Source organism: Stenotrophomonas sp. ISL-67, from assembly GCF_018612915.1.
Classification (GTDB): domain Bacteria; phylum Pseudomonadota; class Gammaproteobacteria; order Xanthomonadales; family Xanthomonadaceae; genus Stenotrophomonas.
The window spans coordinates 60986-75160 of sequence record NZ_JAGGRL010000002.1 but is presented as its reverse complement, the minus strand read 5'-3'; the positions used below and the strand labels follow the sequence as shown (position 1 = coordinate 75160).

Below are 14175 nucleotides of genomic sequence, written 5' to 3'. Positions count from 1 at the left end.
GGAAAGCGCCGTTTGCGTTTGAATGCGTTGCCGCTGCCGTTGGTCGCGGTGGCTGTGCTGTTGTTGTTTCTGTTGCCGTTGCCGTTGTTGTTGCCGTTGCTGTTGTTGGTAGAGTCGGTTCCCAAACGACTGCACGTAACGCACCCGCACCCGGTAACGCATGGAAATGATTGGCGGCGCCTGCCGAAGCGCCAGCTTCGGTTGGGGTCATGCGTTTACGTGCCGATAGGCGTGGTCGGCGGTCGTTTGGGAACCGCCCCAACCGGCGCGGGATGCGTGCCGCTGCTGAGCCAGGCCACGCGTTGGCCGTTACGCGGTCCGCGCCAACCCCAATCGCACCAACCGCGCTTCGACCTTCTCGCCGAACGTTTTCGGTGCCTCCAACCCCATCCGCTGCAGGTACACCACATCGCCGTCGCCAGCGGGTTGGGTGAGCGCCGCCAGCACCGTGCGCAGCTTGGCACTCCGCGTCTGGGTGTTCTGCTTCAGCCAGCCCAAGGCCTTGACCAGGTGCTGTTCGACCTCGGTGAAATCGCTACCCAGCGGGTAGTCGGGCAGGACGCCGGACTGGCGGAACGGGGCCAGCGATGCGCTGACCGCGGCGGCCGTGTTGCGGCGCGCCCAATGCTCCGGTGCGCTGAAGTTGGTGGCCAGTTTCTTCGACGTCTTCGCCGTCTGCAGCAGACCGCCCTGGAACGCCGCATCGGTAATCCCGGCCATGCCGATCACGCAATCCTCATCGGTGAGGTTGCGCAGGTCGGCGATGCCGTACTCGTTGATGTAGATATCGCGCAGGTGGCGCGGAATCGTGGTGTGACCGTAATTCCAGCGCACGTTCGACTGCAGCGTGCCCTTGTCCTCGCGGATCGCGCGGAACATCAGCGCACTGCGCGCCTCGGGCAGTGCATGCGCCATCGCCACGAAGTTGTATTGGCCGCCCACGCCGGACACCACCCGCCCATCCTCCAGCGCGTCGGACACCGCCGCACCCAGCGCGGTGGCCATCATGCAGGAGTTGAAGAAACGCGCGTGCCGGCGCTGCAGCCGCTCCAGCGTTTCGTTGCCGCCGTACAGCTGGTTGATCTCGCTGATCCGGCGCATGCCGATCGCGCTGCATTCCTCGTCGGGCAGCTCGCGCAGCCACTGGTAGAACTCCGGCGAGCCCAGGTAGAACGCGCCGTGCAGGTATTCGCCTTCGGCCTCGAGCGTGGCGTGGTCGATGGTCAGCGTGCTGCCGCTTTCGATCCGCTCCATCAGCGCCAGGTCATCGTGCACCTTGCGCCGGATCACCCCGGTCTGCACCAGCCGGCGGAAGCCTTCGTTGAGCATCTCGCTGCAGCCGTACAGGCCCACCTCGAACGGCTCCAATCCGCCGCATTCCAGCACCGTCGGGTGGCTGGCCAGGGTCGGGTCCAGCGCGTGCAGGATCTGCCGGTAGCGGGCGTTGTCGGTATGGCGCAGCACCAGCGCGTGGCTGATCGCATCGGCCAGCGTGCCAATGCCTATCTGCAGCGTGCCGCCATCGCGGACCAGCGCACTGGCATACAGGCCGATGGCGTAGTCGGCATCGCCAACCGGTTGGCGCGGCAGGCCGAACAGGTCCGGGTAGGGGGCCGGCGGGGTGATCACCAGATCGAAGAAGGACACATCCACCGTGGCCGAGCCGCCCAGGTAGGGCAGCTGCGGATCGATCTCGGCAATCAGCAGGGGCCGCGGCAGTCCGCGCGCCAGCATCGCATCGATCGTGTCCTGGGTGATGTCGTTGTTGCACGACAGCGACAGCCGGCGGTCGTCCGGCCGCATCGCCACCTTCTGCACGATCGCGTGCGGCGCGCGCTGCGCCACCGCATCGGCGGCATGGGTGTAGTTGAGGCTGGTGTAGCCGCGCTGCGCCTGCGTTGAACCGAGCAGGGCGCCAGACTGCATGTAGAACTCTTCCACCTGCACGTGCGCGGGCAGGCGGTCGCGCACCATCGCATCGGCATAGGCCAGGCGCGGGAAATCCTCGCCGAAGTGCCGCGCCGTGAACGGCGCCATGAAGCGCGCTTCCAGCCCGCTGCCCCCGGCCGTGGGCGGGTTCAGCGACAGCGCGGTGTAGATCTGCAGCGGGCGGGAAGGGTCACCCTCGATCCGCGCATACAGCGCGTTGAGCAGCCGGTGCGGCTTGCCCAGCGCCAGCGGTGCGCCGATGCGCAGCGGCCCGTCGACACGCTGCAGCAGCCAGTCGGTCGCAGCGTCCAGGTCGGTGAGGTGTTCGGTCATGCGGCGCGTTCCTGCAAAGTCTGGCATCGTCCAGGCATCTTCACGCCCCGCGCATGAATCAGGTGTCGATGCGGGTCTTGACAAGAGGAGAGATTACGCCTGTAATCGGACCGTCGATTACGGGTGTAAATGATGAGCCAGATCAGTGAAGCCGAAGCAGTGGTCATGGAAGTGCTGTGGAACCGGCACCCACAAGGGGCTGACGAGGTGGTGGCGGCGCTGGCCGACCGCCACTGGGCCGAGCCCACCATCAAGACCCTGCTCAACCGCCTGCTGACCAAGGGCGCGGTCAGCGCCAGCCGCGATGGGCGGCGTTACCTCTACACGCCGGTGCTGCAGCGCCAGGCCTGGGTGGCCGAGCAGAGCAGCGGGTTGCTGGACAAGCTGTTTTCCGGCCGGGTCGCGCCGCTGGTCGCGCATTTCAGCCAGCGCGGCGAACTGAGCGCACAGGACATCGCCGAACTGAAGAAGCTGATCCAGGCGCTGGACCATGAGTGAGCTGCTGGAAGGCCTGCTTCAGGCCAGTACCTGGCTGGCGGTAGCGCTCCTGCTGCTTGCGGTGATGCGGCCGTTGCTGCAACGCCTGGGTGGCGCGGCGCTGGTGTATCGCAGCTGGTGGCTGCTGCCGCTGGTGCTGCTGGCCCCGTTGCTGCCCGCGCCCGTGCTGCCGCTGGCGGACAGCACGCCGGTGCTGGTCCTGGGCGCTGCGCTGCGTGCGCCGGTGGTGCCTTCCAACGCGACGCTGTGGCCGGTGCTGCTGGCAGCGTCATGGGGCGCCGGCGTGATACTGGTCGCGGCGCTGCAATGGCGCGGCCAGCAGCGCTTCGAACGTGGCCTGGGCGCGCTGCAACCCCGCAGCGATGGCAGCTGGCAGGCCAGCGCAGACCCGGGCCTGCCTGCACTGGTCGGGCTGTGGGCGCCACGCGTGGTGGTGGGGCCGGATTTTGATACGCGCTTCAGCGCCGCCGAGCGCGACCTGATCCTGCAGCACGAACACCAGCATCGTTGCCATGGCGACCACTGGGCCAATGCCGCGCTGGCGCTGCTGCGCTGCCTGTTCTGGTTCCACCCGTTGCTGCCGTGGGCGGCGCGTCGGTTCCTGTACGACCAGGAGCTGGCCTGTGACGCACGCACGGTGGACCCGCATCCGGCCCTGCGCCGGCTTTACGCCAACGCGCTGCTGAAAGCGCAGTTGGTCCACCCGGTTGCGCCCGTGGCCTGCCACTGGCGCAGCCAACCGATGTTGAAGGAGCGCATTGCCATGTTGAAGGAACACAAGCCGAAGGGACTGCCGTGGCTGTCGGGGCAGGTGCTGGTGATCGGGCTGTGTGCCGGCGCGGGCACCGTGGCTTGGGCCAGCCAGGACACTGCCAGCGCAGGCCCATCGATCAGCACTGAAGCGGCTGCCGTGGCTGCGCAGGGTATGGCGGAAGGCGGTACGACCGCCGACGTCAAGGTCCGCAACATGGGGCCGCCGACGTATCCCAGGCACGCCTTCGAACAAGGCGTTTCGGGCAAGGTGGTACTGCGGGTCAACGTGGACACCGAGGGCAGGCCTGACGATATCCGGGTGCTCAGCTCCAGCCCCACCGGCGTGTTCGACGAGGTCTCCATCGCCGCGGCAAAAGGGTGGACCTTCGAGCCCGCGCTGCGCGATGGCAGGCCGGTGGCGGCGGCGCTGCAGATTCCGCTGACCTTTGCCCTGGATGAACCGGAGCCCGCACCGTGAAGCTGGCGCTGATGGTGCCGGCAGCAGCGCTGCTGCTGGCCGGGTGCGCCACCGGGCCGCAGCTCACCACGGTGGACACGCGAGCCGAAAACGTGGGGCATCAGCGCCTGCCCGCGAAGGGGGAAGAAGGTGCCGGCGCGGTGCAGACCTATGAGATGCAGCCAGGCGAGGGCTACCGCATGCCGCAGTTGTATGCGGCCCCCGATCCGGTCGTGGGCGCGCGCGATCCGCGCACGGCGCTGGCGCCGACCACGGTCTGCCTGCAAGTGGTGGTGAACGCGGAAGGCACGGTGGAGCGCAGCGTGCCGCTGAGCGATCGCGCAGAGTGCAGGGCAGGTATCGCGACGGAAAACGCGCCGCTGCTGGCCGCTGCACAGGAAGCCGTGGCCCAGTGGCGCTACACACCGGCGGCGATATGTCACTTCGCGGCGGGCAGCGTGCCGGACAACCGTGGCGATTGCACCGCTGCCGTTCGGATCGAGCCAGTGGCGGTGAGCCTGTTGTACGCCTTCACGTTTGAAATCGTGCATGGCCAGCACACGGTAAAAACGCGGTAGAGTCGCGCCGAATGATCGATGGGCGCCCATGCGATGAACGCGTCGCCACGCGCCCGGGTATCTCCGCTCATGCGGGATACCGCACTGTGCCCCGCGTGGATCTACGCCCCGCCCTGGATGTTGGCCTTCACCGAAGGATGCATCAGCTTCGGTTCCGGTAACGTGGCGTCCCGCGCCTGGCGGATGGCGACGAACTCGGCTTCGCCGACGCCATCGTGCAGGTGGATGTTGTGGGCACGCTGCTCGCCAATGGTCGTCTCATTAGCGACCTCACGCCCGCCCGGACCGTAGTCGTGGCAGATGAACACCCGGGTGGTATCGGGCAGGGCGAGCAGGCGCTGGATCGAGCGGTACAGCAACGCTGCATCGCCGCCGGGAAAGTCGCAGCGCGCCGTGCCGCCATCGGGCATGAACAGCGAATCGCCGGTGAACAACGCGTCGCCAATCCGGTACGCGACGCTGTCGCTGGTGTGCCCGGGCACGGCAATCACTTCGGCTGCGATGTCGCCGACAGCGAAGGCTTCGCCGTCCGCGAACAGGTGGTCGAACTGCGAGCCGTCGGTGGGCACATCCAGCCCATAACGTGGCGCGAACGTGCGTTGTACCTCTACGATCCCGCCGCCCATCGCCAGCGTTGCCTGCGGCCACTGCTGCTTCAGCCAGCGCCCCGCGCTGACATGGTCGGCATGCGCGTGTGTTTCCAGCAGCCAGCGAACGTCCAACGCGTGCTGGCGCACGTGCGCCAGCAGCGGCTGCAGCGGCCCGGCACCGACGGTGTTGGTGTCCGGGTCGTAGTCCAGCACCGGGTCGATCACCACCGCTTGCCGGGTGGCCGGGTCATGCACCACGTAACTGAAGGTGTTGCTGCCCGGGTGGAAGAAACTGGCGACATGCGGTGACATGGTGAAACCTCAGCGTTTACCCAGCGTGTCATTGAGCAGCACCGCCAGGCGCTCGCCGGCGAGGCGCAGCGCGGCGTCCGCAACCGGAAGGTAGGTCGCGGTGTACTCGGGGGCAAGGGTACGCTGGGTGGGGTAAACGCCAGGTGCAATGGCGATGCGGCAGCTGGCTTCGGCCCATTGCACGGCATCGGTGGCGATGGCCGAGCGCTTGGCCACTTTCGGCGCCTTCAGCGCGGACAGACGCTTCGCATACGCATCGTCATCGAGCTTCAGCGTGTTCAGCATGCCGCTGTCCCACAGCGAATGCAGGTTGGTGCCGCGGCCGTTGTACTGCACCTGGAAGTCGTTGCCGCCCTTGTCGTGGGCGTAACCGGCATGCATGGGCTGGTGGATGTCGCCGACGAAGTGCACGACGAACTTCAGTGCCTGCGCACGTTCGGCATCCGTGCGGCTGCGGTCGCCAAGGATCGCGGTCTGCGCTTTCAGTGCTTCGACCACGCAATTACCGTTGCGGCAGTTGCGTTCGACCTCGTAATGGCAATCGTCTTCGCCGATGTTCACGTAATGCCAGCCGGCCGAGCGCTTGCCCAACCCTGGATCCTTGGCGCGCAGTTCGTCGGCCCACGCCGCAATGGCCGGAAGGGTGGGAATGGGTTCATTGGCCAGCAGGCGGGCCACTTCGGCGCGGGTCTGCGGGGTCAGGCGCGGTTCGGCAATGCGGGCGACCAGGCGGTGGCCCTGTGCGCCCCAGGCCAGGGCATCGGTGGAAGCGGTGGTGAGCGCCAGCACCAGCGCGGAGGAGTACAGCAGGGAGGCGATTTTCATCGGCTCATTCTAACGGGCCGCTCTGCCGGGGACATTTTCCAGATCTGGCCAGAAAACACCCCCGGCCGACGCCGGGGATGTGTCATTGCGGCGAGGGGTGTTGTCAGAACTTGAACACGTACGCCACGCCGTAGGCGAGCGGGTCGATCTTGACCGTGCCCAACGTGGTGCCGTCCAGCTTCACGTGGCTGTCGATGTCGATCCAGCGCAGGTCGACGCGCAGGGCACCCTTGTCACCGATGGCGAAGTCCACGCCGGCATGCGCGGCCAGCCCCCAGGAGTCTTCCAGCTTGAGCGTGCTGCCGGCCAGTGCGCCGCTGGTCTCTTCGCTGAAGAAGGTGGTGTAGTTCAGGCCGGCGCCGACGAACGGGGAGACCTTGCCCTTGCTGTTGAAGTGGTACTGCAGTGACACCACCGGCGGCAGGTGCTTGCTGCTGCCAACGCGGCCGAGGCCGTCGATGTTGATGTCGTGCTTGAACGGCAGGGCGGCCAGGATCTCGATGCCCAGGTTGTCGGCGATGAAGTATTCGCCGGTGATGGTGGGCTTGATGTCGCTGTCCACGTCGACCTTCAGGCCGCCGGCCAGGGTGCCGTTGTTGGATTTGGGGGCCACCTGGTGGACGCCGGCGGCGATCGTCCAGTCGCCCTTGGACTGGGCCATGGCGGGGCTGGCGGCCAGGGCCAGGGCGGCGGCGAGGCTGGCGGGCAGGAGGGGGGAGGGCTTGCGCATGGTGCTGTCTCGTGGCGGGGTGGAATGGGGCCAGTTTTCCCGCCCGGGCCTTGGCGCGCCTTGATCCGGATCAATCCAGGATTTTCCGCTTGTAACCGCTTCCCATCCCGATCCCGGGGGCCGGGGCGGGTCGGGCTTTGCTAGAATGGCGGCCCTTTCCATCGGCGCCGCACTGTCGCGGCTGCAGGAGCTTGTGAACATGGCAATCAAGGTTGGCATCAACGGTTTCGGTCGCATCGGGCGCAACGTGCTGCGTTCGGCCGTGCTGAATTTCGGCAATGACATCGAAATCGTGGCCATCAACGATCTGCTGGAGCCGGATTACCTGGCGTACATGCTGAAATACGATTCGGTGCATGGCCGCTTCAAGGCTGACGTGGAAGTGTCGGGCAGCGACCTGCTGGTCAACGGCAGGAAGATCCGCCTGACCCAGGAGCGTGATCCGGCCAACCTCAAGTGGGACGAGGTGGGGGTGGACGTGGTGATCGAGTCGACCGGCCTGTTCCTGACCAAGGACACTGCGCAGAAGCACATCGATGCGGGCGCGAAGAAGGTGATCCTGTCGGCGCCGTCGAAGGACGATACGCCGATGTTCGTGTACGGCGTGAACGACAAGACCTACGCCGGCCAGGCGATCATTTCCAATGCGTCGTGCACCACCAACTGCCTGGCGCCGTTGGCCAAGGTGATCAACGACAAGTGGGGCATCAAGCGCGGCCTGATGACGACGGTGCATGCGGCCACGGCGACGCAGAAGACCGTTGACGGTCCGTCGAACAAGGACTGGCGTGGTGGTCGCGGCATCCTGGAAAACATCATTCCGTCGTCGACGGGTGCGGCCAAGGCGGTTGGCGTGGTGATCCCGGAGCTGAACAAGAAGCTGACGGGCATGAGCTTCCGCGTGCCGACATCGGACGTGTCGGTGGTCGATCTGACCGTCGAGCTGGAAAAGGAAGCGACTTACGCCGAGATCTGCGCTGAAGTGAAGGCGCAGAGCGAAGGCGCGCTGAAGGGCATCCTGGGCTACACCGAAGACAAGGTGGTGGCGACGGACTTCCGCGGCGAGACGCACACCTCGGTGTTCGATGCCGACGCGGGCATCGCGCTGGACAGCACCTTCGTCAAGCTGGTGTCGTGGTACGACAACGAGTGGGGCTATTCCAACAAGTGCCTGGAAATGGCCAAGGTCGTTGCCAGGTAGTGCCGGCCCATGGCCGGCAACCTCGCACGGCCATGAAGCATGAGAACAAACGGCGGACTTCGGTTCGCCGTTTTTTTTGGTCGGCACTTGCCGGCGGTACGTGTCGCCGGCCCTCGCCCGGCGGCTGACGATCTTTGGCGAACAGCCTTGGTGTGTCAGATTCCTGGTTGGGGCCGCCGGGTGCGGGGGTACGGGACACGCCGTGAATCGCCCTCCGGGCCCCAGCCCAATCGCCAGCGATTGGGCGTTCAGTCGCACGCGAGGCAGTGCCTCGCAAGCAGTGCGCCTTCACCCATGGAGGCTCGTAGAAAACATCCATGTTTTCTACGGTCCCGTACCCCCGCACCCGGCGACCCTCCGACGCTGGGTCGGTGGCCATTGAGGAAAGCCGGGGCCAAAGCGGTTTTGTGCCCGATTCAGGTAGCATGGCTGCGCTGCTGCTGGCGCCACGCTCGTCCCGGTGGGCTGTGGCGTTCCCTTGAGGATGACGCGGAATGGAAGCTTTGATTGTCCTGGCGGTCCTGGTGCTGTTGGCGGTGCCGGTGTTGCTGATCGTGGCGCTGGTGATGATTTCCGGGCTGCGCCGACGGGTGGCGGCGCTGGAGCAAGCCCGTAGCGACACCGTCGTGCCGGCGGCCAAACCTGCCGTGAGTGCTGCATGGGAGGAGCGCCCTTATGCGTCGGCTCCCGTGCCTGCGCCGGCGCCGGAGGTTCCGCTGGCCGCCGCAGAGCCAGTCGCCGAACCGTTCGCTGCAGATGCTGCCCGCGTTGCGCCTCCGCCGCTGCCGTCGGCAGCCGCACCTGGGCCCGAACCCTTTGTGCCGCCGCCGCCGAGCGGTCCGGATATTGGCGAGCGGATCGTGGGTACGATCAAGCGCTGGTTCACCGAGGGCAACGTGCCGGTGAAGATCGGCATGCTGGTGCTGCTGGCGGGTGTGGCGGCGTTGCTGAAGTATGCGAGCGACCAGGGCTGGCTCAATGCGCCGATCGAGCTGCGGCTGGCGGCGATTGCGGCCGGTGCGCTGGCAGGGCTGGTGTTCGGTTGGGTGCAGCGCGAGCGCCGGCGGATGTTCGCGCTGGCATTGCAGGGCGGGGCGATCGGTATCCTGTTGCTGACGATCTTTGCGGCGTTCAAACGCTATGAGCTGATCGATCCGGGCATCGCGTTTGCGCTGAGCATCGTGTTGATCGCGGGCATGGGCGTGCTGGCGGTGGTGCAGAACTCGCGCACGCTGGCGGTGCTGGGCATCCTGGCCGGATTCATGGCGCCGATCTGGTTGTCCACCGGCAGTGGCAACCATGTGGCGCTGTTCTCGTATTACGCGGTGCTCAATGCGGCCATCTTCGCCATTGCGTGGTGGCGTCCGTGGCGGGTGCTGAACCTGCTGGGCTTTGTGTTCACCTTCGGCATCGGCACGGTGTGGGGCGTGCTGCAGTACAACGCGGACAAGTTCGCCAGTACCGAGCCGTTCCTGCTGCTGTTCTTTGCGTTCTACCTGCTCATCCCGATCCTGTACGCGCGCCGCCAGCCGGCGGAGAAGCGCGATCTGGTCGATGGCAGCCTGGTGTTCGGAACGCCGCTGATCGCGTTCTCGCTGCAGGCGGGCATGCTGCATGACGACCGTCTGGTGCTGGCGCTGTGCGCGTTGGGGCTGGCCGCGCTGTATGCGGGGTTGGCGTGGGCGTTGATCCGGCGCCGGCGCTATGCGGCGCTGGGTCAGTCGCATGCGGTGCTGGCGGTGGGCTTTGCGACGCTGGCGGTGCCGTTGGCGCTGTCGGCGCGTGCTACGGCCAGTGTGTTTGCGCTGGAGGGCGCGGCGCTGGTCTGGCTGGGCCTTCGCCAGCAGCGGTGGTTGCCGCAGGTCGCGGGTGCGCTGCTGCAGATGGGGGCGGCGTTCGGGTTTGTGGTGGGGGCCGATTACTGGCTGCACGATGCCACGGCCATCGCCAACCCGACGTTCATGAGTGGATTGCTGCTGGCGCTGGCGGGCTTTGCGTCGGCCTTCAGTTACCGCCGCGCCGGACGCGATGCGCCGGCCATCGTGTATTACCTGTGGGGCCTGCTCTGGTGGCTCGGCGGAAACACGCATGAGATTGCGCGATTCCTCGCCGACGACCAGGTCGTGCACGGGCTGCTGGTGCTGGCGGGCGTCACCGGCTGGGTCGCCGCCGAGGTGCACCGCCGTCATCAGGCGCGCGCGCTGGTGCTGACCACGCTGGGCATGCTGCTGTGCGCGTTCCCGCTGGCGCTCTGGCAGACCGGTCTGCATGGGCAGCCGTTTGCCGGGTACGGAGCGCTGGCCTGGGGAGCGTTTGCGCTGCTGGGGCTGCGCAGCCTGTGGTGCCTGCGCGGCGGGCAGGGGCGTGCGGCGGTCGCGGCGCAGTTCATCTGGTGGTTGCTGTGGCCGATGGTGCTGTCGCTCACCGCTTCGTGGCTGGCCGACCATTTCGCGCTGGCGCAAGGCTGGGCGCTGGCGGCCACGCTGCTGCCGTGGCTGGCCGTGGCGGCCATCGCGCTGCAGCGTTGGCGCTGGCTGACCCTGCCGCTGGGCGAACGCTTCGACGTCGCCCGCCAGGCGCTGCAGTGCACCCTGTTCGCCGTGTTGGGGCTGGCGTGGTGCGGGTTCCTGTTCGCACCGGGCCCGGCCCTGCCGCTGCCCTGGGTGCCGCTGTTCAATCCGCTGGAATTGGCGCAACTGGCGGTGCTGGCCCTGCTGGCCCGTTGGTGGTGGCGGGGCCCGGCACCGCAGGCGCTGCGGGCCCGCCGTGTGCCGCTGTTGGCACTGGCCGGCTTCATCGCCCTGACCAGCATTACCCTGCACGCCGTGCACCATTGGGGCGGGGTGCCGTGGAACGGACGGCTGTGGTCGTCCACCTTGGCGCAGACCAGCCTGACCGTGGTCTGGAGCGTGCTGGGTGTGATCAGCTGGGTGTGGGGCTCGCGTCGCGGGCAGCGTGCGCTGTGGCTGGTCGGTGCGGTGCTGATGGGCGTGGTGCTGGCCAAGCTGGTGCTGATCGATCGCCAGCACCTGGGCAACCTGCTCGGTATTTCTTCCTTCATCGCCTACGGCTTGCTGTGCACCGTCGTGGGTTACCTGGCGCCGGCTCCGCCGCGCGCGCCGGACGCTACCGTGGAGCCGCAACCGTGAAATTCTTCCAACGCGCGATCACCGCCGTTTCGCTTGTCGTGGCCGCGCCTGCGCTATGGGCAGCCGATGCCCGCCAGGATTACCGTGAACAGTGGCCGCTGCAGCTTTCGGCGCCGCAGGCCGGCGCCTACCGGCTGACCCTGGGTGAGGACCAGTACCGAAGTGCGGTTTCGCCGCTGCTGGCCGACGTACAGGTGTTCAACGCGCAGGGCCAGGCCCTGCCCGCGGCGCTGCTGGCGGCCGACCAGCCGTTGGCGCAGCCGGCGCAGTGGCAGGCATTGCCCTGGTTCCCGCTGCCGGCGCAGGGCAGTGGCGCCAGCGACGACCTGCAACTGCTGACCGAACGCAACAGCGACGGCAGCGTGCGCCGGGTCGAGGCGCGGCTCGGTCGCAGTGGCGGCAGTGCGCAGCCGGGGGGCTGGCTGGTGGACGCCAGCGCGCTGCGCAACGGCGTGCAGGCGCTGCGCCTGGACTGGCAGGCGGCGCAGGCACTGCAGGTGCGGGTACGGGTGGACGCAAGCGACGACCTGCGCGACTGGCAGGCGGTGGCCGAGGGCGTGCCGCTGGTCGACCTGCAGCACGACGGGCAACGGCTGCAGCAGCGCCGCATCGAAATCGGGCGGCAGGCGAAGTACTTCCGTGTCCTGCCGCAGGGCGCCGACGTGCTGCCGCCGTTGACCGCCGTGCAGGCCGAACGCGTACCGACCGCGCAGGCGATCGACTGGCAATGGCGAACGCTGACCGGCACTGCGGGCCAGCCGGGGGAATTCGAATACACGTTGGACGGCCGCTTCCCGATCGCGCAGGCCAACATCACCACCGCCGACAACAGCGTCGTGCAGTGGACCCTGCTCAGCCGCGACGATCCCAACCAGCCGTGGCAGGTGCGCGCCGGGCCGTGGGTGGCCTACCAGCTGCAGGACAGCGCCGGGCGCAACCAGTCGCGGGCGCAGGCGCTGGCGGTGCCGACCCGCGACCGTTTCTGGAAACTCACCGCGTCGCAGGCGCAGGTAAGCACGGCACCCACGCTGAAGCTGGGTTACCAGCCTGAAGCGCTGGTGTTCCTGAGCCAGGGCGAGGCGCCGTTCAGCGTGGCTGCCGGCAGCGTGCGCGCTGCGCGCACCGACGCACCGGTGGGTACGGTCATCGCCCAGCTGCGCGAGCAGCAGGGCGCGCAGTGGCAACCGGCCGTGGCCACCGTGCACGGCCCACCGCAGGTGCTCGCCGGAGACGCCGCCGTGCAGCATGAGCGCGACTGGAAGCGCTGGCTGTTGTGGGGCCTGCTGGTGCTGGGCGTGCTGGTCGTCGGCGGGTTCGCCGTGAGCCTGTTGCGAAACCAGCGGTAGCGCCGGCCGTTGGCCGGCCCATGCAGATCTGCCCGGCGCTCATGAGGCCGGCCAACGGCCGGCGCTACCGTCGGGGGTGTGGCCGGCTGACGCTCCCCGGCCGTTACAATGGGCGTCTGCGCCGTGCGCGGCGCCCTTTCCTTTTCCGCCAAAGAGTTGCTGCCCCATGTCCATCGTTCGCATGACCGACCTCGACCTTTCCGGCAAGCGCGTGCTGATCCGCCAGGACCTGAACGTGCCGATCGAAAACGGCCGCATCACGTCCGAACAGCGCATCACCGCATCGCTGCCGACGTTGAAGCTGGCACTGGAAAAGGGCGCGGCGGTGATGGTCACCTCGCACCTGGGCCGCCCGCAGGAAGGCGTATGGAGCGACGCCGATTCGCTGGCCCCGGTGGCGCTGCGCCTGTCCCAGCTGCTGGGTGTGAACGTGCCGCTGGTGCGCGACTGGGTCGACGGCGTGGAGGTCGCGCCGGGTTCGATCGTGCTGCTGGAAAACTGCCGCATGAACGTGGGCGAGGGCAAGGATGACGAAACACTGTCGCGCAAGTACGCCGCGCTGTGCGATGTGTTCGTGATGGATGCCTTCGGCACCGCGCACCGCGCCCAGGCCTCCACCCATGGCGTGATCCGCTTCGCGCCGGTCGCCGCTGGCGGCCCGCTGCTGATGGCCGAGCTGGACGCACTGGGCAAGGCGCTGCTCGCCCCGGCGCCGCCGCTGCTGGCGATCGTGGCCGGCAGCAAGGTCAGCACCAAGCTGGAGCTGCTGGCCAACCTGGTCGGCAAGGTCGACCAGCTGATCGTGGGGGGGGGCATCGCCAATACCTTCATCGCCGCCGCCGGCCATGCCGTGGGCAAGTCGTTGTACGAGCCGGACCTGCTGGATACCGCGCGGAAGATCGTGGCCGATGCCAAGGCGCGTGGTGCCGATATTCCGCTGCCCACCGACGTGGTGGTGGCCAGGCAGTTCCTCCCCGATGCCGAGGCCACCGTCAAGGCGGTCAATGAGGTGGCCGAGGACGACCTGATCCTGGATATCGGCCCGCAGACCGCCCAGCACTACGCAGGCCTGATCGCCAAGGCCGGTACCGTGGTCTGGAACGGCCCGGTTGGCGTATTCGAGTTCGAATCCTTCAGCCACGGCACCCAGGCGCTGGCCCACGCCATCGCCACGTCGCCGGCGTTCTCCATTGCCGGTGGCGGTGACACCTTGGCCGCTGTCGACAAGTACGACATCGCCGACCAGGTCAGCTACATCTCCACCGGTGGCGGCGCCTTCCTCGAGTTCCTCGAGGGCAAGACCCTGCCGGCGGTCGCCGCACTGGAAGCGCGCGGCAGCTGAGTTGTTTCCTGCGGCGGCGCTCCGTACGCCGCCGCATGTCGTCGCCGGGTCCGGGCCTGTCCTGCACGGTCTGGTTGGACTGTCTGCAGGACATCGGCAGAACCCAGCCGCGACAATGCTGTAAACGTATTC

The 14175-nt window shown here is 67.7% G+C and carries 11 protein-coding genes; 7 read left to right on the top strand and 4 right to left on the bottom strand.

Annotation, left to right across the window (positions count from 1 at the left end):
- Positions 1–309: 309 nt before the first annotated feature.
- Positions 310–2262, bottom strand: a complete 1953-nt coding sequence (locus J7J08_RS03955; protein WP_214901718.1) for an acetyl-CoA hydrolase/transferase C-terminal domain-containing protein — start codon at positions 2260–2262, stop codon at positions 310–312.
- A 132-nt stretch (positions 2263–2394) separates the two neighbouring features.
- On the opposite strand from J7J08_RS03955, the gene J7J08_RS03950 reads away from it, so the two are divergent.
- Genes J7J08_RS03950 through J7J08_RS03940 form a run of 3 tightly spaced genes read left to right on the top strand, consistent with a single transcriptional unit; the run spans position 2395 to position 4548 of the window.
- Entirely contained in the window at positions 2395–2760 is a 366-nt protein-coding gene (locus J7J08_RS03950; RefSeq protein ID WP_214901717.1) for a BlaI/MecI/CopY family transcriptional regulator, read from the top strand.
- Complete coding sequence (locus J7J08_RS03945) at positions 2753–3991, top strand: TonB family protein (RefSeq protein WP_214901716.1); 1239 nt, start codon at positions 2753–2755, stop codon at positions 3989–3991. The genes J7J08_RS03950 and J7J08_RS03945 overlap by 8 nt, the downstream gene beginning before the upstream one ends.
- Positions 3988–4548 carry a hypothetical protein gene (locus J7J08_RS03940; RefSeq protein ID WP_214901715.1) on the top strand — a complete coding sequence of 187 codons (561 nt, stop codon included), beginning with the start codon at positions 3988–3990 and terminating at the stop codon, positions 4546–4548. Before J7J08_RS03945 ends, J7J08_RS03940 begins: the two co-directional genes overlap by 4 nt.
- Before the next feature lie 101 nt (positions 4549–4649).
- Here the strand turns inward: J7J08_RS03940 and J7J08_RS03935 are convergent, their stop codons facing one another.
- The 3 genes from J7J08_RS03935 to J7J08_RS03925 all read right to left on the bottom strand — a co-directional run bounded on the left by J7J08_RS03935 (position 4650) and on the right by J7J08_RS03925 (position 7005).
- Entirely contained in the window at positions 4650–5450 is an 801-nt protein-coding gene (locus J7J08_RS03935; protein WP_214901714.1) for an MBL fold metallo-hydrolase, read from the bottom strand.
- A gap of 9 nt (positions 5451–5459) precedes the next feature.
- Positions 5460–6275 carry a S1/P1 nuclease gene (locus tag J7J08_RS03930; protein WP_214901713.1) on the bottom strand — a complete coding sequence of 272 codons (816 nt, stop codon included), beginning with the start codon at positions 6273–6275 and terminating at the stop codon, positions 5460–5462.
- 103 nt (positions 6276–6378) lie between these two features.
- Positions 6379–7005 carry an OmpW family outer membrane protein gene (locus J7J08_RS03925; protein ID WP_214901711.1) on the bottom strand — a complete coding sequence of 209 codons (627 nt, stop codon included), beginning with the start codon at positions 7003–7005 and terminating at the stop codon, positions 6379–6381.
- A gap of 199 nt (positions 7006–7204) precedes the next feature.
- Between J7J08_RS03925 and gap the strand changes: the two genes are divergently transcribed.
- The 4 genes from gap to J7J08_RS03905 all read left to right on the top strand — a co-directional run bounded on the left by gap (position 7205) and on the right by J7J08_RS03905 (position 14043).
- Positions 7205–8206 (top strand): type I glyceraldehyde-3-phosphate dehydrogenase, encoded by a 1002-nt coding sequence (gene gap / locus J7J08_RS03920; protein WP_214901709.1) that lies wholly within the window; start codon positions 7205–7207, stop codon positions 8204–8206.
- A 494-nt stretch (positions 8207–8700) separates the two neighbouring features.
- Positions 8701–11355: a DUF2339 domain-containing protein gene (locus J7J08_RS03915; protein WP_214901707.1), complete on the top strand. Its 2655-nt coding sequence runs from the start codon at positions 8701–8703 to the stop codon at positions 11353–11355.
- The gene (locus J7J08_RS03910; RefSeq protein WP_214901705.1) at positions 11352–12701 is read left to right on the top strand and encodes a DUF3999 domain-containing protein; all 1350 of its coding nucleotides are present in this window, start codon (positions 11352–11354) and stop codon (positions 12699–12701) included. The genes J7J08_RS03915 and J7J08_RS03910 overlap by 4 nt, the downstream gene beginning before the upstream one ends.
- A 166-nt stretch (positions 12702–12867) precedes the next feature.
- Complete coding sequence (locus J7J08_RS03905) at positions 12868–14043, top strand: phosphoglycerate kinase (protein WP_214901704.1); 1176 nt, start codon at positions 12868–12870, stop codon at positions 14041–14043.
- Positions 14044–14175 lie beyond the last annotated feature (132 nt).